Genomic DNA, 19,343 nt, shown 5'->3' with positions numbered 1-19,343 from the left:
TAGGGTTTCCCCTTAGGGCAGCGACCCGCGAGTTTGAGGGAGCGGCTGGTGGACGAAGCAATGGCCGAGACGAGCAGAACGGCCTCCGCGGATTTCGTGGTGGTGGCGAACCGGCTTCCGGTGGACCTCGAACGGACCGCCGACGGGAGCAGGCGCTGGACGGCGAGCCCCGGTGGCCTGGTGTCGGCGCTCGAACCGTTCCTCCGGTCCCGCAAGGGCGCCTGGGTCGGGTGGCCGGGTGTGCCCGACGTCGAAGTCGAGGAATTCGACGACGACGGTCTGGTCCTGCACCCGGTCTCCCTGACCTCGGACGACGTCCGCGACTACTACGAAGGCTTCTCCAACGCGACGCTCTGGCCGCTGTACCACGACGTGGTGGCGCGGCCGGTGTTCGACCGGAGCTGGTGGGAGTCCTACGTCCGGGTGAACAAGCGCTTCGCCGAGGCGAGCGCGCAGGTCGCCGCCGAGGGCGCGACCGTGTGGATCCAGGACTACCAGCTTCAGCTGGTCCCGGCGATGCTCCGCGAACTGCGCCCGGATCTCCGGATCGGGTTCTTCCTGCACATCCCGTTTCCCCCGGTCGAGTTGTTCATGCAGATGCCGTGGCGGACCGAGATCGTCCGCGGCCTGGTCGGCGCCGACCTCGTCGGGTTCCACCGGCCGGGTGGCGCGCAGAACTTCCTCTGGCTGGCGCGGCAGCTGGCCGGTCTCGAGTCCAGCCGCGGCGCGGTCGGCATCCGCACCCGCCCCGGCCTGATGCAGGTCGGCGACCGCACGGTCCGGGTCGGCGCGTTCCCGATCTCCATCGACGCCATCGGCCTCGACAAACTCGCCAAGACCAAGGGTGTCGCCGAACGCGCCGCCCAGCTGCGGCGTGACCTGGGCAATCCGAAGAAGGTCCTGCTCGGCGTCGACAGGCTCGATTACACCAAGGGCATCGACCTGCGGTTGCAGGCGTTGCACGAGTTGCTGCACGAGGGCCGCGTCCGTCCGGAGGACGTCACGTTCGTCCAGCTGGCCACGCCGAGCCGCGAGCGCGTCGAGCACTACCAGCGAATGCGCGGCGACATCGAGCAGATGGTCGGAAGAATCAACGGTGAATTCGCCCGCGTGGGTCACCCGGTCGTGCATTATCTGCACCAGTCCGTGAACCGGACCGAACTGGCCGCGTTCTTTTCGGCGGCCGATGTCATGGTGGTGACCCCCCTGCGTGACGGGATGAACCTCGTCTGCAAGGAGTACGTCGCCTGCCGCCACGATCTCGGCGGCTCGCTCGTGCTTTCGGAGTTCGCCGGCGCCGCGGCGGAGCTGACCAGTGCGCTACTGGTCAACCCACATGATCTGGACGGGGTGAAGAACGCCTTGGAGACAGCCATTACGCTCGACCCCGCAGAGGGCCGCCGCCGTATGCGCGCCATGCGTCGCCAAGTCCTCACGCACGACGTCGACCGCTGGGCGCGCTCGTTCCTCCAGGCGCTCGGTGCCGAACCGGCCGACTGAGACTTCCCCCATACCCCGCATAGCTCTCGAGGAGAATCGTTGACCGCCGAGGCACTGCCCGCCGAGCTGCGGCGAGCGATCGTTCAGGTCGCCCGCACGCCGCGGCTGCTGGTCGCCTGCGACTACGACGGCACGCTGGCTCCGATCACGGCCAACCCGGACGAAGCCCGGCCGCTGCCCGAATCGGTAGGCGCACTCAGGTCGCTGGCCGGCCTGCACGAGACGACCACCGCGGTCATCTCCGGCCGCGCGTTGCGCGATCTCGCCACCCTGTCCCGTCTCCCGGCCGAGGTGAACCTCGTCGGCAGCCACGGGTCCGAGTTCGACATCGGCTTCATCCACGCTCTCGACGACAAGGCCCGCGAGCTCCACAGACGGCTCGAGGCCGAGCTCGAGAACCTGGTGCTCGACGTGCCGGGTGTCTCGCTCGAGGTCAAGCCCGCGAGCATCGCGGTGCACGTCCGTCGTGCCGAGCACGAGGCGGGCCGCCGGGTCCTGCGCGATGTCCACAATGGACCTTCGAAGTGGGAGGGCGTGTCCACGACCGACGGCAAGGAGGTCGTCGAGCTCGCGGTCGTCCAGACGGACAAGGGCCGCGCGCTGGACACCCTGCGCCACCAGGTCGGCGCGACCGCGGCGATCTTCCTCGGCGACGACGTCACCGACGAGAAGGCGTTCGCCCGGATCTCCGGTCCGGACCTCGGGGTGAAGGTCGGCGAGGGCGAAAGCCTCGCGCAGTACCGGGTCCCGGACACCGTCGACGTCGCGATGGCGCTCGCCTTCCTGCTCGAAGAGCGGCGCAACTGGCTCTACGGCGAGCAGGCGCCGCCGATCGAGCGGCTTTCCCTGCTGGCCAACGAACGTTCGGTCGCGCTCGTCACGCCGGACGCCCGGCTGACCTGGCTGTGCCACCCCGGCCCCGACGCGCCCGCGGTGTTCGCGGACCTGCTCGGCGGCGCCGGCGCGGGACACTTCTCGATCAAGCCGCACCGCAACGGCCTGCCGCTCGGGCAGCGCTATCTGCCGAACACGATGACGGTCGAGACCCGCTGGTCCCGGCTGCTCGTCACCGACTACCTCGAACCGGAGAGCCCCGCGCACCGCACGGATCTCGTCCGGGTGATCTCGGGCGAGACGGCGGCGGAGATCGTGTTCGCGCCGCGGCCCGAATTCGGTGGCGTGCCGGTGAAACTGGTCGCCGAGGGCGACGGCATCCTGGTGCAGGGCACCTCGGAACCGTTCGCGCTGCGCTCGCCCGGCGTGCAGTGGGAGATCACCTCCGACGGCATGAACGACACCGCGTCGGCGCTCGTCACGCCCACCCCGGAGAACCCGGTGGTGCTCGAACTCCGTTGCGGCACCTCGGATCTCGGCGCGCACGAACTGTCCGAAGTGGAGCGACGCTCCCGGGCGGGCGACTACTGGAGCACCTGGGCGCAGACGCTCAAACTGCCCAGCGTCCAGACCGACCTAGTCGGCCGCTCGGCGCTGACGCTGCGCGGGCTGGTCAACACCGACACCGGCGGCGTGCTCGCGGCGGCGACGTCGTCGCTGCCGGAGGAGATCGGCGGCGTCCGCAACTGGGACTACCGGTACTGCTGGATCCGTGACGCGGCCATGACCGTGCGCGAGCTGGTCCACCTCGGCTCGACCGAGGAGGCGGAGGGCTACCTCCGCTGGCTGCACGGCGTGCTGTCCACTTTGGCCGGTCCGGAACGGCTGCACCCGCTGTACACCTTGGCGGGCAGCGTGATCGGCGCCGAAGCGGTCATCGAATCGCTGCCCGGGTACGCCGGTTCGCGGCCGGTCCGCGTCGGCAACCTGGCGAACCACCAGGTGCAGCTGGACGTCTTCGGCCCGGTCGTCGAACTCGTGCAGACGCTGGCGGAGGCGCGCGGCGAGCTGCGCGACGAGGACTGGCAGCTGGTGCGCGCGATGGCCGAGGCCGTCACGCGGCGCTGGAACGAGCCGGACCACGGCATCTGGGAGGAGCGGCACGTGCCGCGCCACCGGGTGTACTCGCGGGTGATGTGCTGGGTGACCATCGACAGGGCGATCAAGCTCGGCGACGTCTACGGCCGGGCGGTGCCGGGCGCGTGGCCGTCGCTGCGGGACGAGATCGCCGCCGACGTGCTGGAGAAGGGCTGGAACGAAGAGGTCCAGGCCTTCACCACCGCCTACGACGGGACGGACCTCGACGCCGCGTCGCTGTTCGTCGGGCTGACCGGGCTGATCGATCCGGCCGACCCGCGTTTCCAGTCGACGGTGACCGCGATCGAGGCGGAACTGCGCAGCGGGTCCACCGTGTACCGGTACCGCCGCGACGACGGCCTTCCCGGTGGCGAGGGCGGTTTCCACATCTGCGCGGCCTGGCTCATCGAGGCGTACCTGCTCACCGGGCGGCGCACCGAGGCCGAGGAACTGTTCACGCAGATCGTCGACGCCGCGGGCCCGACCGGCCTGCTGCCCGAGCAGTACGACCCGATCGCGGAGCGCTCGCTGGGCAACCACCCGCAGGCGTACTCGCACATCGGGCTGATCCGCTGCGCGAACCTGCTCGCTCAGTAGAGAAGTACAGGAAGGCCCCCTTGCTCGCGCCTGACGCGAGCAAGGGGGCCTTCACGCGTGGCGGAGTGTGGCGGGGGCGTCGCGCCGGTCCGGCGGTCTCAAGTGTTGCGAAAGTGGCTTTCACAACGGTCAAGGTTGCGAAAGTGGCTTTCACAACGCGACCCGGCCGGCCTCTGACTCCCCAGCACCCCCTCTACCGGCACCACCGCATGCCGTGAAAGCCACTTTCGCGACGTCTGACGTCCCGAAAGTGCCTTTCGCGACACCGCGACCTCTCGGGGCCGCACCGAAGGGGCCCTTCACCGCATCGCATGCGATGAAGGGCCCCTTCGCTGTCGTGGAGGCGTCGCGCCGGCTGCTGTCCAAGGGGTCGTGGCCTTCGCCTTCTCGGGAGAACGAAAGTCACAGACGAACAGCCGGCGCGACGGGCCTGGGGCGGGTCAGGTCCCGCTGATCAGGCGCAGGGCCAGATCGGAGCTGAACTGACCGGCTTCGACGTTCGGCGCGATCCCGCACTTGCCGTCGGAGTCACCGGGCACCTTGACCCACAGCAGCATCTCGGCGCCGCCACCGGTCTGCGAGGGCGTCCCGAGCTTGCGACCGGCCGGGTTGCACCACTCGGAACCCTTGGGGCCGTTGCCGTTGCGGCTCGTGTCGATGACGAACGGCTTGGTGTAGCCGTACTTGCTCGACAGCGCGGCGCTGACCGCCTTGCCGTAGTTCGCCGAGTCGGTGGTGGTCTTGTAGTTCGACACGTTGATCGCGAGACCGCGGATCGACTTCACCCCGACGGCGTTGAGCCGGTCGGCCATGGTGGCGGCGGGGATCCAGGTCGAGTTGCCGCCGTCCATGTACGCCCAGGTGTTCGGGGCCTTGGCGGCGAACTGCTCGGCGGCGTACTTGAGCAGGTCGAGGCGGGTCTGACGCTCACCGGTGGGCAGGCAGTCGACCTGCGCGAGCGCGTCCGGCTCGATGACGACGACCGCGGGCTTGCCGCCGATGCCGTCGGCGAAGTTCGAGATCCAGGTGCGGTACGCCTCCGGGCTGCCCGCGCCGCCACCGGAGTGACCGCCGCAGTCGCGGCCGGGGATGTTGTAGGCGACCAGGATCGGCAGCTTGTCGGCGACGTCGGCGGCGTAGGTGTAGCCGTCGACGGCCTTCTTGACGTCGCCGCTCCAGTTGCCGAACCAGCGCGCGCCCGCCTTCGTGGAGATGGCGGCCTTGATCTTGTCGGCGGTGCCGCCCGGGTGGTCCTTCACCCAGACCGCGGGGTTGGAGTTCGGGTCGACGTAGAAGCCGTTGGTCTTCTCGAGGGGGTTGCCGTCGGCTGCCTGGGCCGGCGTGGCGACCAGCGCCAGCAGCGAGGCGGCCAGCAGACCGAGCGTCTTGATGCGCATGCCCGCCAGCTTCTCGATCATTTGTACAAGATTCGTACAACTCACGCGTTTCGTCCTCTGCTTGCGGTCCTTGCGCGTGCAAGGACCGCAAGCAGAGGACTAAACGCGAAGCGGATCAGGCCGAGTAGCCCTTCGGCGGGATCAGCGTGGCGAGCTGGTTGAAGGTGAGCCAGTAGATCTGGTTGCCGCCGAAGTTGGCCGGGTCGGCGATCTTCACGGTCATGTTGTCGCTGTTGTAGCCGATGATCGTGAAGTAGTGGTAGATGGTGTAGTTCGGGTAGCCCGGCGGGTGGTTGTTCGCCGGGGCGACGATGTTCGCGACGAGCGCGTAGCCCTTGTCGACGTCCAGCACGATGTCGCGCCAGAGAAGGTCACGCTGCGCCTGGGTCGGCGGGTCGTTCGGCATCTCCTTGGTCTCGTACCAGCCGCCGCCGATGTGGGCGTTGAGGACGCGGGTGACCTGGCCGATCCAGTCGGTGCCGTTGGTGGTGGTCGGGAGCTCGTTCGCGAGCTGCTGCTGGCTCGGCGGGTTGCCGTTCTTGGCGGAGATGGCGATCCGGGTGGCGGCCGGGCCGCACCAGTACCCGGTCTCCTGGATCTGGTACTGGATGTTGAGTTCGGCGGCCGCCCGGACCCCTTCGACCTTGGCGGGTGGCGCCATCGACTTCACGAAGTCGGGCGCGGGTACTACGTTCTCGGATTGAGCGACGGCCACCGCCGGAGCGGTGATCAGTGCGGACACCGCCAGCGCGGCGACGACCGCGGTCCTGAGTCGACGCATGGTAATCCTTCCCCAGTTTCACTTTTCAATGGTGAATACTGAACAGAATTGCCCGTCCGGCCGCTTTTGTCTTGATCTCGACCTGCGTCTTCCCCGATCGGCCCACGACGAAAGTAGGATCCAATGAACGCACCGGGCGTCTTCGGCCAATAGAGATCGTGCAGGTGATGAAAGACGATCACGAGCAGGCCGGCTCGCGCGGGCCGGACAGACCGGATCTCGGCGGACCCGACCCCGCGCCCGTCTTCGGCATGCTCTTCGACGCCCACGCGGCCCCGCTCCAGCGCTACCTCGCGCGCCGCGTCGGCACCGAGACCGCGCACGACCTCGTCGCCGAGACGTTCCTCGTGGCACTCCGGCGGCGGGAGACGTACCGCCCGGACGCCGGGACGGCGCGGGCGTGGCTCTACGGCATCGCGACCAACCTGCTCCGCCACCACGTCCGCACCGAGACCCGCGCGCTCAGCGCGACGGCCCGGCTCGCGGCCGCCGACCAGGTGGTCTCGGCCGGGCACGACGGCCGCGTCGTCGAACGGGTCGACGCGCAGTCCCGCGCGGCCCAGCTGGCGGGCGCGCTGGCCGAACTGAGCGTCGCGGACCGCGACACCCTGCTCCTGGTCTCCTGGGCGGGCCTGGATCCCGGCGAGGTGGCCGAGGCGCTGGGGATCCCGGCCGGAACCGTCAGATCCCGGCTACACCGGATCAGAAGATGGTTGCGCGCCAACGCACCGGAGATCACCACAGAGTCCACAAAGGACGATTCGAGGCATCAGGAGGAGGGCGAAAGTGCACGGCGATAGCATCAGGAAGGTGTGGTCCGAAGCCGAACTCGACGAGGCCCTCGCCGACCTCCATTCCGGACCGGAAACCCGGCAGGACGAACTGTCCCGGGCAAGGGCCGCGCTCCTGCGCGCGGCGGGCGAGGTCGAGGACGACCTCCTCCCGGCGACGGCTCCACCGGTAAAAAAACGCCCGGCCGCGTGGCGATGGATCGCGGCCGCGGCCGCCGCGGCGCTGGTGTCCGGCGGCGGGATCGTGGCGACGAACGTCTTCACCGGCGACAACGGCCCGGCCCCGGCCGCCCCCGTGACACTCGCCCCGGCCGATGACGTGCTCAAGGACCTCCACAGCTCCGATCTCCCCTTGGCGGGCAGGCAGTACTGGCTCTCCACCGAGTCGGTCTGGACGACGCGGATCGGCAAGAAGAGCGGGGTGATCTACCAGACGCACGAGATCCACGAGCGATGGTTGCCCTCGGACTGGTCCCTCCGGCACATGACGCGGTTCAGGAGGACCGGCGAGGTCCGCTGGATCAAGGGTGACTACGAGACGGCCAGGTCAGCAGGCGACCTGATCCCCGGCGCGGAGGTCGTCACCGGTTGGGAAGGCGCCCACCCGCCGCCGGTGGGTGGACCGGCTTCGACCTCGGAAGCCCCGCCCAAGCCGAGTTCGACCACGACGAGTTCGCCGCCGGAAGCACCTGTCTCGACCCAACGGGACAACCCTACGGGGACCAGCTGGATGATTCTGGACAAGGAATTCCTCGACGCGCTTCCCACCGACCCGGCGAAGCTGCTCGAACGGCTGCGCGGCGACAACCCGGACGGCGAGGCGAACACTGCGCCCGAGATGTTCCGCATGGCACTCAGCGTCCTGCGTTCGTCGCACGGCTACGGCGATCTTCGAGTGGCACTGTGCAAGGCGCTCGCGAAGGTCCCGGGGATCACGGTCGAGACGAACGTGATCACCCCCGACCGCCGTCCGGCCATCTCGTTCTCGGTGCGGGAGCCGGACCAGATCAAGACATTCGTCGTGGACCTGGCCACAGCACACCTCACGAGCTACGGCGCCGCCCGGAACCGGACCGACCCCGACTTCCCGGGGCTGACGCTGTTCGACACGACGGTGACCACCCAGGTCACCGACCGAGAAGGGCCCTAACGCGCGTGCTTGGCGGCGTTGAGCGCGCTTCCGACGTCGCCGACCTCCAGCACCCGGATGCCCGGCGGGATCTTGCCGGAGTCCGGCGGCACCAGCGCGTAGGTGAAGCCGAGCCGGGCGGCCTCCGCGAGCCGCCGCCCGACGCTCGGTACCCGCCGGACCTCGCCCGACAGCCCGACCTCGCCCATCGCGACGAGCTTGGGTGAGAGCGGGGTGTCCCTGGCGGACGAGATCAGGGCCAGCACGACCGCGAGGTCGATGCCGGGTTCGGTGATCTTCATGCCGCCGACGGTCGCGACGTAGACGTCCTTGTCCCCGACCTTGATGTTCGCCCGCTTCTCGACCACGGCCAGCACCATCGCCACTCGCGCCGAATCGAGACCGCTCACCGCGCGCCGGGGCTGCGGTGACTGGGTCGCCGAAACCAGCGCCTGGACCTCGCCCAGCAGCGGGCGCTTGCCCTCCATGGTCACCGTGACGGCGGTGCCCGCGACCGGCTCGGAGGTGTGACTGAGGAACAGGCCCGACGGGTCGGGCACGCCGACGATGCCCTCTTCGACGAGTTCGAAGCAGCCGATCTCGTCGGCGGCGCCGAAGCGGTTCTTGATCCCGCGCAGCATCCGCAGCGTCGAATGCTTGTCGCCTTCGAACTGGAGGACGACGTCGACCAGGTGCTCCAGCACGCGCGGCCCGGCGACCGAGCCGTCCTTCGTGACGTGACCGACCAGCACGATCGGCAGCCCGCGTTCCTTGGCCAGCGCGACCAGCCCGGAGGTGACCGCGCGGACCTGGGTGACCCCGCCCGGCGCGCCCTCCACCTGCGGCGAGGCCATGGTCTGGACCGAGTCGACGATCAGCACACCCGGTTTGACCGCGTCGACGTGGCCGAGGATCGCGGACAGGTCGCTCTCGGCCGCGAGGAACATCTCGTCGTGGACGTTGCCGGTGCGTTCGGCGCGCAGGCGCACCTGCCCAGCCGACTCCTCGCCGGTGACGTACAGCGCGCGGCCCGCGGTGGCCGCCCATTGATAGGCGACCTCCAGCAGGAGGGTCGATTTGCCGACACCGGGCTCCCCGGCGAGCAGGATGACCGCGCCCGGCACGAACCCGCCGCCGAGCACCCGGTCCAGTTCGGAGACTCCGGTGGGCTTGGCCCGCGCCGTCTCGACGTCGACCTGGCCGATCGGGCGCGCGGGAGCGCTGGGCGCGCCGGCGGCGACCCTGGCTATCGCGGGGCGGGCGTCGCCGCGTTCTTCGAGGGTTCCCCACGCCTGACATTCGGGGCAGCGCCCGACCCACTTCGGCGCCTCGTACCCGCACTCGCCGCAGCGGTAGGTACTGCCTTTCTTGACCACTCCGCGAGGCTAGCGGCCACCACCGACAAACCCCGGCAGCCCTGCCGAAGGGAACTTTCCCCGCATCGGACGCAGCGAAGGGGCCCTTCACCGCATCGCATGCGGTGAAGGGCCCCTTCAGCCCGTCTATGGAAGCTTAGTGCCCGCCGCCCTCGGCCTTGGGCTTCTCCGGCGCCGGGGCCCGGCTGCCCGGGTGCGACGGCGCGGCGACCGGCAGTTCCAGCGTGACCGAGCCGGAGTTCTTGAAGACGAAGGTGACCTTGATCGTCTGACCCGCCCACACCGGCTGCTTCAGGCCCTGCAGCACGATCGTGGCCTTGCCGACCTCGCCCGGCGCGGCGGACGACTCCGGGCCGGCGGACGGCGTGACCGTCCCGGCGACCTCCGACGACGACGGGGCGCCGGACTGGCTGCTCGAAGGAGCGCCCGAGGAAGACGGGGTACCCGAAGACGGCGGCGCGGACGAGGGGGCGCTCGTCGGAGCGGCCTCCTTCGTCGACTCGACCGAGTCGGACGGGCCGATCACGAGAGCGTGGCTCGCGACGACGGTCTTGGCGCCGGTGATCTTGGCGTCACCGGTGGCGGCCTCGGAGGAGACGGAGACGAGCTCGTCGTCCTGCTTGCCCTGGTTCACGATGGTCAGCGTCAGCGGCACGGCGGCACCGGCCGGGTACGCCTGGCCTTCGGTCGGGAACTGGAGCGCGGCGTTCCGCAGCACCAGCTCCTTAGCCTGCGCGTACGTCCCGTTGACCGCGGGCTGCTGCGAGTCGGTCTGGGTGATCTGACCAGCACCGCAGCCGGCGAGCACGAGCGCGGCGCCGAGCGCCAGCACACCTGCGCCGAACACGCGACGATTCTGCAGCCTCACGTCGGAGTCCTTCCATCTCACGGCCTCTTCACCGCGAAGACTAGCCGGGCGGCTTCGCGGGCGGAGAACCCGGTGCGTGTTGACACGCCACCAATGCGGTGACGTGCCCAAGATCAACCGTCCACAAAGGATTTGGAAAACGTTCGCTTCTCACCTGCATGAGCACGGGCGAATTGGGTTTGTCAACCCCCGGGCGGACCACCGTCAGGCCGCTGACCTGCGACGACGATCGCGGGCCGCTAGGTGGGCCTCGTCGGCACGTGCTAAGATGAATTCAGCGAAAGGGGCAGAGGACACATGGTTTTCAAGGTCGGAGAGACCGTCGTCTACCCGCACCACGGTGCCGCACTCATCGAAGCCATCGAGACCCGCGTGATCAAGGGCGAGGAGAAGAAGTACCTCGTCCTCAAAGTCGCGCAAGGGGATCTTACGGTTCGCGTGCCCGCTGACAACGCCGAGATCGTCGGTGTTCGTGATGTCGTCGGGCAAGAAGGACTGGACAAGGTTTTCGACGTTCTGCGTGCTCCGCACACCGAAGAGCCCACCAACTGGTCTCGTCGGTACAAGGCCAACCTCGAGAAGCTCGCCTCCGGCGATGTGAACAAGGTGGCTGAAGTGGTGCGCGACCTCTGGCGGCGAGAGAAGGACCGCGGACTTTCAGCCGGCGAGAAACGCATGCTGGCGAAGGCGCGGCAAATTCTGGTCAGCGAGCTCGCGCTCGCGGAGGGCACCGACGAGGACAAGGCTGAAGTCCTCCTCGACGAAGTTCTGGAAACCGCGGCAGTCTGAACCGGCGGATCTCCCACGCCAGGTGAGGCTGCGCGGGATACCACTACGATCGCGCACATATGAGCACCGTCCATATGAGCACAATCGTGTTCGTCACTGTCGTTCGACACCATGCCTCCGACGCGGAGCTCGCTCTCGCGCCGGTCAATGGTGAAGCTCTACTCACGCACACTGTGCGGGGGCTGCTCGCTCTGCCGGATCTCGATCTGGTGGTCGTGGCGGCCCCCGAGCGGTGTGCTGATTTGTTTTCGGCCGCTCTCGGCGGCTTGGAGAACAGCGGTTCCGATCGGCGATGCCGGATAGTACCCGGGCGGTCACTCAAACACGCATTCGACACCGTCGAAAGGGAAATCGCCGGGAATCCGGTCTTCCTCGTGCACGACGCCTTGCGCGCTTTCACTCCCGCGGACACGGTCCGTGCCGTCGCGGACGCGGTCCGTGCGGGTTCGTCTTTCGTGGTTCCCGTACTGCCGATGGCGGACACCGTGAAGGTGACCGATGCGGCGAAGGTGATCACCGGAACCGAAGACCGCGCACACCTGCGTACGGCGCAAACCCCGCTCGGCTTCACCCGTGAGACTTTTCTCTCGTATGCCGATAAACCGTCTCTGGACGGCGCGCACACCATCGCCGGGCACCCCGACGCGATGCGCGTCACCACTTCGTTCGAACTGACGCTCGCGGAAGCGATCGCAGTGGCAGGAAAAGAGGATGTGCTTTGAGGATCGGCAACGGCGTCGACGTCCATCCGATCGAGGCGGGCCGCGAGTGCTGGATCGCCGGTCTCCTCTGGCCCGGCGTCGACGGGTGCGCGGGCCATTCCGACGGCGACGTCGCGGCGCACGCGTTGTGCGACGCGCTGCTGTCCGCGGCCGGGCTCGGCGATCTCGGCGCGGTGTTCGGCACGGGCGATCCGCGCTGGGCGGGCAAGCACGGTGTCGAGTTCCTCGCGGAAGCACGGCGCCTGGTCGAGGCGGGCGGCTGGACCGTCGGGAACGCGACCGTTCAGATCGTGGGCAACGCGCCGCGCGTCGGCAAGCGCCGCGAAGAGGCGCAGAAGGTGCTGAGCGAGGCTGTCGGCGGACCGGTGAGCGTCTCCGGGACGACGACCGACGGGCTCGGCCTGACCGGACGCGGCGAGGGCATCGCGGCGTTCGCGACGGCGTTGCTGCTGCCGTCACAGGAATAGCCCGGGCCGGGAGCCGGTTCGGGCTGTCATGGCAGTCACACTTCCCGAACCGGTCCGCGAACTGGTGGACGGCAAGAACTTCGCGACCGTGGCCACACTGGACGCCGACGGCGGCCCGCAGACCTCGGTCATCTGGGTGGGCCTCGACGACGGCGATCTGGTCTTCAGCGCCACCGAAGACAGGTTGAAGGTGCGAAACCTCCGTCGCGATCCTCGCGCGAGCGTGTCGATCACCGACGCGGAGAACCCGTACCGGCACACGCAACTGCGCGGCACGGTCACGATCACCCCGGATCCCGGAAAGACGTTGCCGAAGACGCTCAGCCACAAGTACCTCGGCAAGGACGCCCCGCCGGAGGGCCCGGAGGTCGAACGGGTGATCGTCCGCCTGCGGGTCGATCGGATCGCCGGGAACGTTCGTTGATCAGGCCGATTAGGATTCGGACATGGGTGTGACCTTCAACGACGCGACCAAGAAACTCCTCGACGGCAACAACTTCCCGGTCCTCGCGACCATCAACGCCGACGGCTCCGCGCAGACGTCCGTGCTGTGGGCGAAGCGGGACGGCGACACGCTGATCTTCGCGACCGTCCGCGGCCGTCTCAAGGAGCGGAACATGGCCAGGGACCCGCGGGTGTCCGTCTCGGTCTTCGAGCAGGAGAACCCGTACAACTACGTCGAGATCCGCGGGACCGTGGAGATGACCGACGAGGGCGGGCGCGAGCTGATCAACGAGCTCTCGCACAAGTACCTCGGCAAGGACTACCCGGACGAGCCGGCGGAGGTCGTCCGCGTGCTGGTCCGCGTCACGCCCACCAAGATCACCGGCAACGCCGCCTGACCCGTTCCGCGAAAGGTCCTTTCCCCGCGAAACCCGCCGGGAAAGGACCTTTCATCTCACACGCGGAGAGAGGCGAGAACCCCCCGATCGTGGCTAATGTGGACCACGTGACCTTTCGCGCTGTGTTGTTCGACTTCTCCGGCACGGTCTTCCGGCTCGAGCAGGACGAGACCTGGCTCGCCGATCTCACCGACCACGACGGCGAAAGCCTCGACCTCGAAGCCCAGACCGAACTGATGCGCCGGATGACCGCGCCGGTCGGCCAGGTCGTCGATCTCGACGAGGAACACCTGCACGCCTGGCACAACCGCGACCGCGACCCGGTGCTCCACCGCAAGGTGTACCTCGAGGTCCTCAAGCAGTCCGGGGTGCCGCACGCCGACCAGGCCGTCGCGCTCTACAACCGGCTGATCGATCCCACCCAGTGGACGCCGTACCCGGACACCGAAGCCGTCCTCAAGGGAGTCTCGGGCAAAGGCGTGAAGCTCGGGGTGCTGAGCAACATCGCCTTCGACATCCGGCCGGCCTTCGGCATCCGGGGCTGGGACGCCTTCGTCGACGAGTTCATTCTGTCGTTCGAGGTCGGAGCGGTGAAGCCGGAGCCGGAGATCTTCCGCACCGCGATCGAGCGGCTCGGCGTCGACCCGGCGGAGACGCTGATGGTCGGCGACAGCGAGGAGGCCGACGGCGCCGCACGCGAGATCGGCTGCGCGTTCGCGCTGGTAGAGCCGCTGCCGACGACCGAGCGGCCAGATGCCCTGCTGAGCGCCCTGCGTACCCATAACCTGCTGTAATACGGTCACTGCGACACCGCTCACGCCGACCCCGTACCCTTTTAGGGTGGCACTACACCTCTATGACACCGCGACCCGAAGCGTGCGGGAGTTCCATCCTGCCCGTAGCGGAACGGCGTCCATGTACGTGTGTGGTGCCACCGTGCAGGGCATCCCGCATATCGGCCACGTCCGCGGCGCGCTGAACTACGACGTCCTCCGTCGCTGGCTCGTCCACAGTGGACTCGACGTGCTGATGGTCCGCAACGTCACCGACATCGACGACAAGATCCTCACCAAGGCCGCCGCGGCGGATCGTCCCTGGTGGGAGTGGGCGGCCACGCACGAGCGCGCCTTCGAGTCGGCGTACGAGTCGCTGGGCTGCTTGCCGCCTTCGATCGCCCCGCGGGCGACGGGCCACGTGACGCAGATGGTCGAGCTGATGCAACGGCTGATCGACGGCGGCCACGCGTACGCCTCGGGCGGCGACGTGTACTTCTCGGTCAAGGCGTTCGACGGCTACGGCGATCTGTCCGGCCAGAAGCTCGACGAGGTCCAGCAGGGCGAGAGCCTCGGCGAGGGCAAGCGCGACCCGCGCGACTTCACGCTGTGGAAGAGCGCGAAGCCGGGCGAGCCGTCGTGGCCGACGCCGTGGGGCTCCGGTCGTCCCGGCTGGCATCTCGAATGCTCGGCGATGGCGACGGCGTACCTCGGCGCGGAGTTCGACATCCACGGCGGCGGCGTCGACCTGGTGTTCCCGCACCACGAGAACGAGCGCGCCCAGTCCAACGCGGCGGGCGATCCGTTCGCGCGATTCTGGCTGCACAACGCGTGGGTGACCATGTCCGGCGAAAAGATGTCGAAATCGCTGGGCAACACGGTGTCGATCCCGGAGATGATCAAGAACTACCGGGCGCCCGAACTGCGGTATTACCTGGTCCAGCCGCATTACCGGTCGACGATCGAGTACTCCGACGGAGCGCTCACCGAGGCCGCACAGGGCTACCGGAGGATCGAGCAGTTCCTCCGGCGCACGGCGGGCATCGCGGGCGAGGTGCGGATCGGCGAGGTCCCGGCCGGATTCGCCGCCGCCCTCGACGACGACCTGGCCACCCCGCAGGCGTTCGCAGTGCTGCACAACACGGTCCGCGACGGTAACGCGGCCCTCGACGCGGCCGACAATTCCAAGGCACTCGAAATCGCCGCCTCCGTGCGCGCGATGACCGACGTGCTCGGCCTCGACCCGCTCTCCGCGCGCTGGTCCGAGGCGGGCGGCAATGAGACGCCCACCCGGCAGGCGCTGTCCGATCTCGTGGAAGGGCTGCTCACCGAACGGCAGCAGGCCCGCGCCGAGAAGGACTTCGCCCGTGCGGACGCCGCGCGTGACCGCCTCCAGCAGGCGGGCATCGTGGTGGAAGACACCCCGAACGGTCCACAGTGGACCGTCAAGGACGTCTGACACTTACTCGGTTTCTAGCTCAAGGATTCTCACTCATGGCAGGCAACTCCCGGCGCCAGGGCGCTATTCGCAAGCCCGGCACGAAGAAGGGTCAGGTCGTCGGCTCCGGCGGCCAGCGCCGGAAGGGCCTCGAAGGCAAGGGCCCGACGCCCAAGGCCGAAGACCGGCCCGGGCACAAGGCGTACCGGATCTCGAACGCGCGTGACCGCAAGGAACAGGCCCGGCAGAAGAAGGCCGACAAGCCGGAGCTGATCGCCGGGCGCAACCCGGTGGTCGAGGCGCTGCGCGCCGACGTCCCGGCCACCGCGCTGTACGTCGCGATCAACATCGAGATCGACGACCGCGTCAACGAGGCCGTCCGGCTCGCCGGCGACAAGGGCATCTCGATCCTGGAGATCCCGCGCGAGGAGCTCGACCGCAAGACCAACCGGGCCATGCACCAGGGCCTCGGGCTGCAGGTCCCGCCGTTCGTCTACGCCGACCCGCGCGACCTGATGTCGGTGGCGAAGGACTCGGGCCAGACCCCGCTGTTCGTCGCGCTCGACGGCGTCACCGACCCGCGCAACCTCGGCGCGGTGATCCGGTCGGCCGCCGCGTTCGGCGCGCAGGGCGTCCTGCTGCCGGAGCGGCGCAGCGCGGGCATGACCGCGGTCGCGTGGCGGACCTCCGCCGGTACCGCCGCCAAGCTGCCGATCGCCGTCGCGACCAACCTGACCCGTCAGCTGAAGGCGTGGAAGGACGACGGCCTGATGGTCGTCGGCCTCGACGCGGACGGCTCGGTCGACATCGACGAACTGGACCTCGCGGCGGACCCGCTGGTCATCGTGCTCGGCTCGGAGGGCCGCGGCCTGTCCCGGCTCGTGCGCGAGACCTGCGACGCGACCGTGTCGATCCCGATGTCCGCCGGTGTCGAGTCGCTCAACGCCTCGGTCGCCGCCGGGGTGCTGCTGGCCGAGGTGGCGCGCCGCCGCCGTATCGCGGGACGTGTCTGACCCCGCACTTCGTCACACGTAGTTCATCGACACCGGGCGGGGCTCGCAGGCTAAGGTCACCAGCGGATAACGCGTAACCGCCCTGGGGGACCCCGCACCGATGTCGTTCATTTCGCCACTGTTCCTGTGGTACTTCATGCCGGCGGTACTGCTCGCCGTGCTGCTGTGCCCGCGCAGCTGGCGGAACGGCATCGTCGCGGTCGGCAGCCTGGTCTTCTACGCCACCGGCGCCGGGCCGTACACGCTGGTCCTGCTCGGCTGCATGGTGGTCAACTTCCTGGCCGGGCCCGCGCTGGAGCCGAACGCGTGGGACCTGCAGAACAAGCGGCGCAAGCGGCTGCTGCTCGGGGTCATCGGCCTCAACGTCGGCATGCTGCTGATCTGGAAGTACGCGGGCTTCGCGACGCAGCAGATCGCGGCCGTGACGCATTGGTTCGGCGGCGGCTTCCCGGTCGCCGACCTGGTCATCCCGATCGGCATCTCGTTCTACACGTTCCACCACATCTCGTACGTGGTGGACATCTACCGCGGTGAACGCCGCGCGCTGCGCAACCCGGTGTCGTTCGCCGCGTACATCGCGATGTTCCCGCAGCTGGTGGCCGGGCCGATCGTGCGGTACCGCGAGATCGCCGACCAGCTGCCGCAGCAGCGGTCGCACCGCCTCGACGACATCGCCGCCGGCTTCCCGCGCTTCGCGCTCGGGCTGTGCAAGAAGACGATCATCGCGGACTCGCTCAGCCCGATGGTGGACGCCTGCTTCAACACGCCATCGGACCAGATGACCTTCGCGATCGCCTGGCTCGGCGCGATCGGGTACACGCTTCAGCTGTTCTTCGACTTCTCCGGGTACTCCGACATGGCGATCGGGCTCGGGCGGATGCTCGGCTTCCGGCTCCCGGAGAACTTCGCGCGGCCGTATTCGTCGGTGACCATCACCGAGTTCTGGCGGCGCTGGCACATGTCGCTGTCGCGCTGGTTCCGCGACTACGTCTACATCCCGCTGGGCGGCAACCGGACCGGCGCCGGGCACACGTACCGGAACCTGTGCATCGTGTTCGTGCTGACCGGGTTCTGGCACGGCGCGCAGTGGACGTTCCTGATCTGGGGCATCTACCACGGCGCGCTGCTGATCGTGGAACGCGCCTTCGGCTACGACGTCACGCCGAAGACCCAGGTCGCCCGCATCGGCCGCCGCGTGCTGACGCTCGTGCTGGTGGTGTTCGGCTGGGTGTTCTTCCGCGCCAAGGACCTGCCGCACGCGCTCGGCATGATCGGGCACATGGTGCTGCCGGACTTCACCGGCCTCACCGACGTCGTCGAAAGCGCGGTGACCAACCAGCGGCTGCTCATCCTGCTGTGCGCGCTGGCGATCGTGTTCCTGCCCGCGCATCCGGTGACCGGGCCGCTGCTGGAGTCGTCACGCAGCCGCCCGGCGACGGCGCTGCGGATCGGCGTGATGACCGTCGGGCTGGTGTACGCGGCCATCCTGATCGCGACCGGCACGTTCAGCCCGTTCCTCTACTACCAGTTCTGAGGGAGCCCGCGAATGAGCGATCTGGCCAGCCGGCCCGGGGTGATCCCCTACGTCGACAACCACGACGGCCCGCGCCGCCTGCTCACCGTCGAGATACGCCCGTTCGGCACGTTGGCAAGGATCTACGTGCCTTTCGTGAGCATCGACGGCAGGCAGTACGTGGTCTCGTGGGGTGCGATCACGTTCGAGGTCCCCGCCGACCGGAACGTCCACGTCAGCGCGCACCTGAGCACCAACTACGGGGACGGCGTGTCCGCCAGCCCGTACGCTTCGATCGTCTTGGCTCCCCACCACGGTCCGGTCCGGCTGGACACCCAGTTCACCTCGACCGGCGGTTCGATGTTCCCGGTCGGCTAGCTCGCGGTAGTGCCCTGGCGCCGGGAGGGCGCCAGGGCACCAACTCAGACGAGACCTGTCAGCAGGTCGGCGAAGTCCCGCGGCCTACTGAAGTAGCCGACGTGTGACGAGGCCAGGGTGTGCACCTCGAACGGGTTGTCCGGCGTCAACTCGTCGGCCTTGCGGATCATGTAGTCCTGGACCGCCGGGGTGATGCTGCGATCCGAGGCGAGGCGCACGTAGGTGTGCGGGACACGCCCCCATCCGTCAGCCTGAACCAACGCCCCCGGTTCGAGCACCGTGTAGCTCTCATCCGGGTCCAGGGAGTCAAGCAGCAGCCGGAACTGGTGGTCGGTCGAGTCGGCCATGATGGCGGCCTTCAACTCGGCGAACAACGCCGGGTCGCCGTGGGCGCCGCGCCAGTTCAGCCGGGCCACACCGGGTTCGTCCACGTCCGGCACGGTGATCCGCGCCGCCAGGTCGTCCAGCAGGTTGTCGTCGACCACGTCCCATGGCTCGGTGAGCATGGCCGGGTCACTGAGACAGAGTGCGGAGAGGTATACGACACGGTCGAGAAGTTCCGGCGCGGCATTGGCGACGGCACTGATCGTCAACCCTCCGAGACTGTTGCCCACCAGGACGAGCGGTCCCCCGTCGGCAAGCAGTCGCAGGGTGTCCACCACGTGCTTCACGTTGTCCTGCAACGTGACCCCGCGCAGTGGGGAAGGCGCGGCCGCCAGTGCCGCGAGATCCTGGGGTTGCCGGTAGTAGGCGGACGGGCTGTCCGCACGGTCGCCGTGACCGGGCAGGTCCACGGCGTGCGAGCGGTACCCGAGCAGAGCCAGTTCGTTCTGCAACGGGCCCCATGCCCGTGCGTTACTGGAGCCGCCGTGAACGAAGACGAAAATGGGGCGCGAAAGTGCGCGCATAGTGAAGTTCCTTGTCATCCCTTGGTGAACGGTGGACGAGGACCTTGACGTCGGCGAGAGCCGGCACCAGGGTCAGCGCGTCGACCGCAG

The 19,343-nt window shown here is 68.7% G+C and carries 19 protein-coding genes; 14 read left to right on the top strand and 5 right to left on the bottom strand.

What is annotated here, in order from left to right; all coding sequences use genetic code 11:
* Positions 1–60: 60 nt before the first annotated feature.
* Positions 61–1,500, top strand: coding sequence for an alpha,alpha-trehalose-phosphate synthase (UDP-forming) (locus B0293_RS00970; RefSeq protein ID WP_052014574.1), 1,440 nt, complete (start codon positions 61–63; stop codon positions 1,498–1,500).
* Between the two features lie 39 nt (positions 1,501–1,539).
* A complete protein-coding gene (gene otsB / locus B0293_RS00965) occupies positions 1,540–4,068 on the top strand; it encodes a trehalose-phosphatase (RefSeq protein ID WP_005165243.1) in 2,529 nt (842 codons plus the stop codon).
* A 440-nt stretch (positions 4,069–4,508) separates the two neighbouring features.
* Here the strand turns inward: otsB and B0293_RS00960 are convergent, their stop codons facing one another.
* Positions 4,509–5,465, bottom strand: a complete 957-nt coding sequence (locus B0293_RS00960; protein WP_039919394.1) for a glycoside hydrolase family 6 protein — start codon at positions 5,463–5,465, stop codon at positions 4,509–4,511.
* 115 nt (positions 5,466–5,580) lie between these two features.
* On the bottom strand, positions 5,581–6,246 hold the full coding sequence (locus B0293_RS00955; protein WP_005165246.1) for a C39 family peptidase: 666 nt from the start codon (positions 6,244–6,246) through the stop codon (positions 5,581–5,583).
* Positions 6,247–6,404: 158 nt separating this feature from the next.
* Here B0293_RS00955 and B0293_RS00950 point away from each other — a divergent pair, with 158 nt between their 5' ends.
* Positions 6,405–7,046 carry an RNA polymerase sigma factor gene (locus tag B0293_RS00950; protein ID WP_005165247.1) on the top strand — a complete coding sequence of 214 codons (642 nt, stop codon included), beginning with the start codon at positions 6,405–6,407 and terminating at the stop codon, positions 7,044–7,046.
* Between the two features lie 10 nt (positions 7,047–7,056).
* Positions 7,057–8,187, top strand: coding sequence for a CU044_5270 family protein (locus B0293_RS00945; protein ID WP_005165248.1), 1,131 nt, complete (start codon positions 7,057–7,059; stop codon positions 8,185–8,187).
* Here the strand turns inward: B0293_RS00945 and radA are convergent.
* A complete protein-coding gene (gene radA / locus B0293_RS00940) occupies positions 8,184–9,542 on the bottom strand; it encodes a DNA repair protein RadA (protein ID WP_005165249.1) in 1,359 nt (452 codons plus the stop codon). The two genes, B0293_RS00945 and radA, sit on opposite strands and share 4 nt — an antisense overlap.
* 136 nt (positions 9,543–9,678) lie before the next feature.
* Positions 9,679–10,410: a copper chaperone PCu(A)C gene (locus tag B0293_RS00935; RefSeq protein ID WP_005165250.1), complete on the bottom strand. Its 732-nt coding sequence runs from the start codon at positions 10,408–10,410 to the stop codon at positions 9,679–9,681.
* 297 nt (positions 10,411–10,707) lie between these two features.
* On the opposite strand from B0293_RS00935, the gene B0293_RS00930 reads away from it, so the two are divergent.
* The 10 genes from B0293_RS00930 to B0293_RS00885 all read left to right on the top strand — a co-directional run bounded on the left by B0293_RS00930 (position 10,708) and on the right by B0293_RS00885 (position 18,345).
* Positions 10,708–11,199, top strand: a complete 492-nt coding sequence (locus B0293_RS00930; protein WP_005165253.1) for a CarD family transcriptional regulator — start codon at positions 10,708–10,710, stop codon at positions 11,197–11,199.
* 59 nt (positions 11,200–11,258) lie between these two features.
* Positions 11,259–11,921 (top strand): IspD/TarI family cytidylyltransferase, encoded by a 663-nt coding sequence (locus B0293_RS00925; RefSeq protein ID WP_407640091.1) that lies wholly within the window; start codon positions 11,259–11,261, stop codon positions 11,919–11,921.
* Positions 11,918–12,388: a 2-C-methyl-D-erythritol 2,4-cyclodiphosphate synthase gene (gene ispF, locus B0293_RS00920; RefSeq protein ID WP_005165257.1), complete on the top strand. Its 471-nt coding sequence runs from the start codon at positions 11,918–11,920 to the stop codon at positions 12,386–12,388. The genes B0293_RS00925 and ispF overlap by 4 nt, the downstream gene beginning before the upstream one ends.
* Before the next feature lie 28 nt (positions 12,389–12,416).
* Positions 12,417–12,812: a PPOX class F420-dependent oxidoreductase gene (locus B0293_RS00915; RefSeq protein WP_005165259.1), complete on the top strand. Its 396-nt coding sequence runs from the start codon at positions 12,417–12,419 to the stop codon at positions 12,810–12,812.
* Between the two features lie 22 nt (positions 12,813–12,834).
* The gene (locus B0293_RS00910) at positions 12,835–13,230 is read left to right on the top strand and encodes a PPOX class F420-dependent oxidoreductase (RefSeq protein ID WP_005165261.1); all 396 of its coding nucleotides are present in this window, start codon (positions 12,835–12,837) and stop codon (positions 13,228–13,230) included.
* A gap of 107 nt (positions 13,231–13,337) precedes the next feature.
* Positions 13,338–14,024 carry an HAD family hydrolase gene (locus B0293_RS00905; protein WP_039919396.1) on the top strand — a complete coding sequence of 229 codons (687 nt, stop codon included), beginning with the start codon at positions 13,338–13,340 and terminating at the stop codon, positions 14,022–14,024.
* A gap of 46 nt (positions 14,025–14,070) precedes the next feature.
* Positions 14,071–15,462 (top strand): cysteine--tRNA ligase, encoded by a 1,392-nt coding sequence (gene cysS / locus B0293_RS00900; RefSeq protein WP_039919374.1) that lies wholly within the window; start codon positions 14,071–14,073, stop codon positions 15,460–15,462.
* Positions 15,463–15,497: 35 nt separating this feature from the next.
* A complete protein-coding gene (gene rlmB, locus B0293_RS00895) occupies positions 15,498–16,454 on the top strand; it encodes a 23S rRNA (guanosine(2251)-2'-O)-methyltransferase RlmB (RefSeq protein ID WP_005165266.1) in 957 nt (318 codons plus the stop codon).
* 100 nt (positions 16,455–16,554) lie between these two features.
* Positions 16,555–17,988: an MBOAT family O-acyltransferase gene (locus B0293_RS00890; protein ID WP_005165267.1), complete on the top strand. Its 1,434-nt coding sequence runs from the start codon at positions 16,555–16,557 to the stop codon at positions 17,986–17,988.
* A gap of 12 nt (positions 17,989–18,000) precedes the next feature.
* Positions 18,001–18,345 carry a hypothetical protein gene (locus B0293_RS00885; protein WP_005165269.1) on the top strand — a complete coding sequence of 115 codons (345 nt, stop codon included), beginning with the start codon at positions 18,001–18,003 and terminating at the stop codon, positions 18,343–18,345.
* A 44-nt stretch (positions 18,346–18,389) separates the two neighbouring features.
* Here B0293_RS00885 and B0293_RS00880 read toward each other — a convergent pair whose 3' ends face one another.
* Entirely contained in the window at positions 18,390–19,253 is an 864-nt protein-coding gene (locus B0293_RS00880; protein ID WP_039919375.1) for an alpha/beta hydrolase, read from the bottom strand.
* Between the last annotated feature and the right edge of the window lie 90 nt (positions 19,254–19,343).

Source organism: Amycolatopsis azurea DSM 43854, assembly GCF_001995215.1.
Lineage (GTDB): Bacteria > Actinomycetota > Actinomycetes > Mycobacteriales > Pseudonocardiaceae > Amycolatopsis > Amycolatopsis azurea.
This window is presented reverse-complemented; position numbering and strand designations above follow the sequence as displayed.

Excerpts from the sequence above, each read along its gene's own strand:
- B0293_RS00910 (WP_005165261.1), top strand. The coding sequence starts at position 12,835 with ATGGGTGTGACCTTCAACGACGCGACCAAGAAACTCCTCGACGGCAAC.
- B0293_RS00970 (WP_052014574.1), top strand. The coding sequence starts at position 61 with ATGGCCGAGACGAGCAGAACGGCCTCCGCGGATTTCGTGGTGGTGGCG.
- B0293_RS00880 (WP_039919375.1), bottom strand. The coding sequence starts at position 19,253 with ATGCGCGCACTTTCGCGCCCCATTTTCGTCTTCGTTCACGGCGGCTCC.
- B0293_RS00930 (WP_005165253.1), top strand. The coding sequence starts at position 10,708 with ATGGTTTTCAAGGTCGGAGAGACCGTCGTCTACCCGCACCACGGTGCC.
- B0293_RS00925 (WP_407640091.1), top strand. The coding sequence starts at position 11,259 with ATGAGCACCGTCCATATGAGCACAATCGTGTTCGTCACTGTCGTTCGA.
- B0293_RS00890 (WP_005165267.1), top strand. The coding sequence starts at position 16,555 with ATGTCGTTCATTTCGCCACTGTTCCTGTGGTACTTCATGCCGGCGGTA.
- B0293_RS00885 (WP_005165269.1), top strand. The coding sequence starts at position 18,001 with ATGAGCGATCTGGCCAGCCGGCCCGGGGTGATCCCCTACGTCGACAAC.
- rlmB (WP_005165266.1), top strand. The coding sequence starts at position 15,498 with ATGGCAGGCAACTCCCGGCGCCAGGGCGCTATTCGCAAGCCCGGCACG.
- B0293_RS00960 (WP_039919394.1), bottom strand. The coding sequence starts at position 5,465 with ATGCGCATCAAGACGCTCGGTCTGCTGGCCGCCTCGCTGCTGGCGCTG.
- B0293_RS00915 (WP_005165259.1), top strand. The coding sequence starts at position 12,417 with ATGGCAGTCACACTTCCCGAACCGGTCCGCGAACTGGTGGACGGCAAG.
- B0293_RS00955 (WP_005165246.1), bottom strand. The coding sequence starts at position 6,246 with ATGCGTCGACTCAGGACCGCGGTCGTCGCCGCGCTGGCGGTGTCCGCA.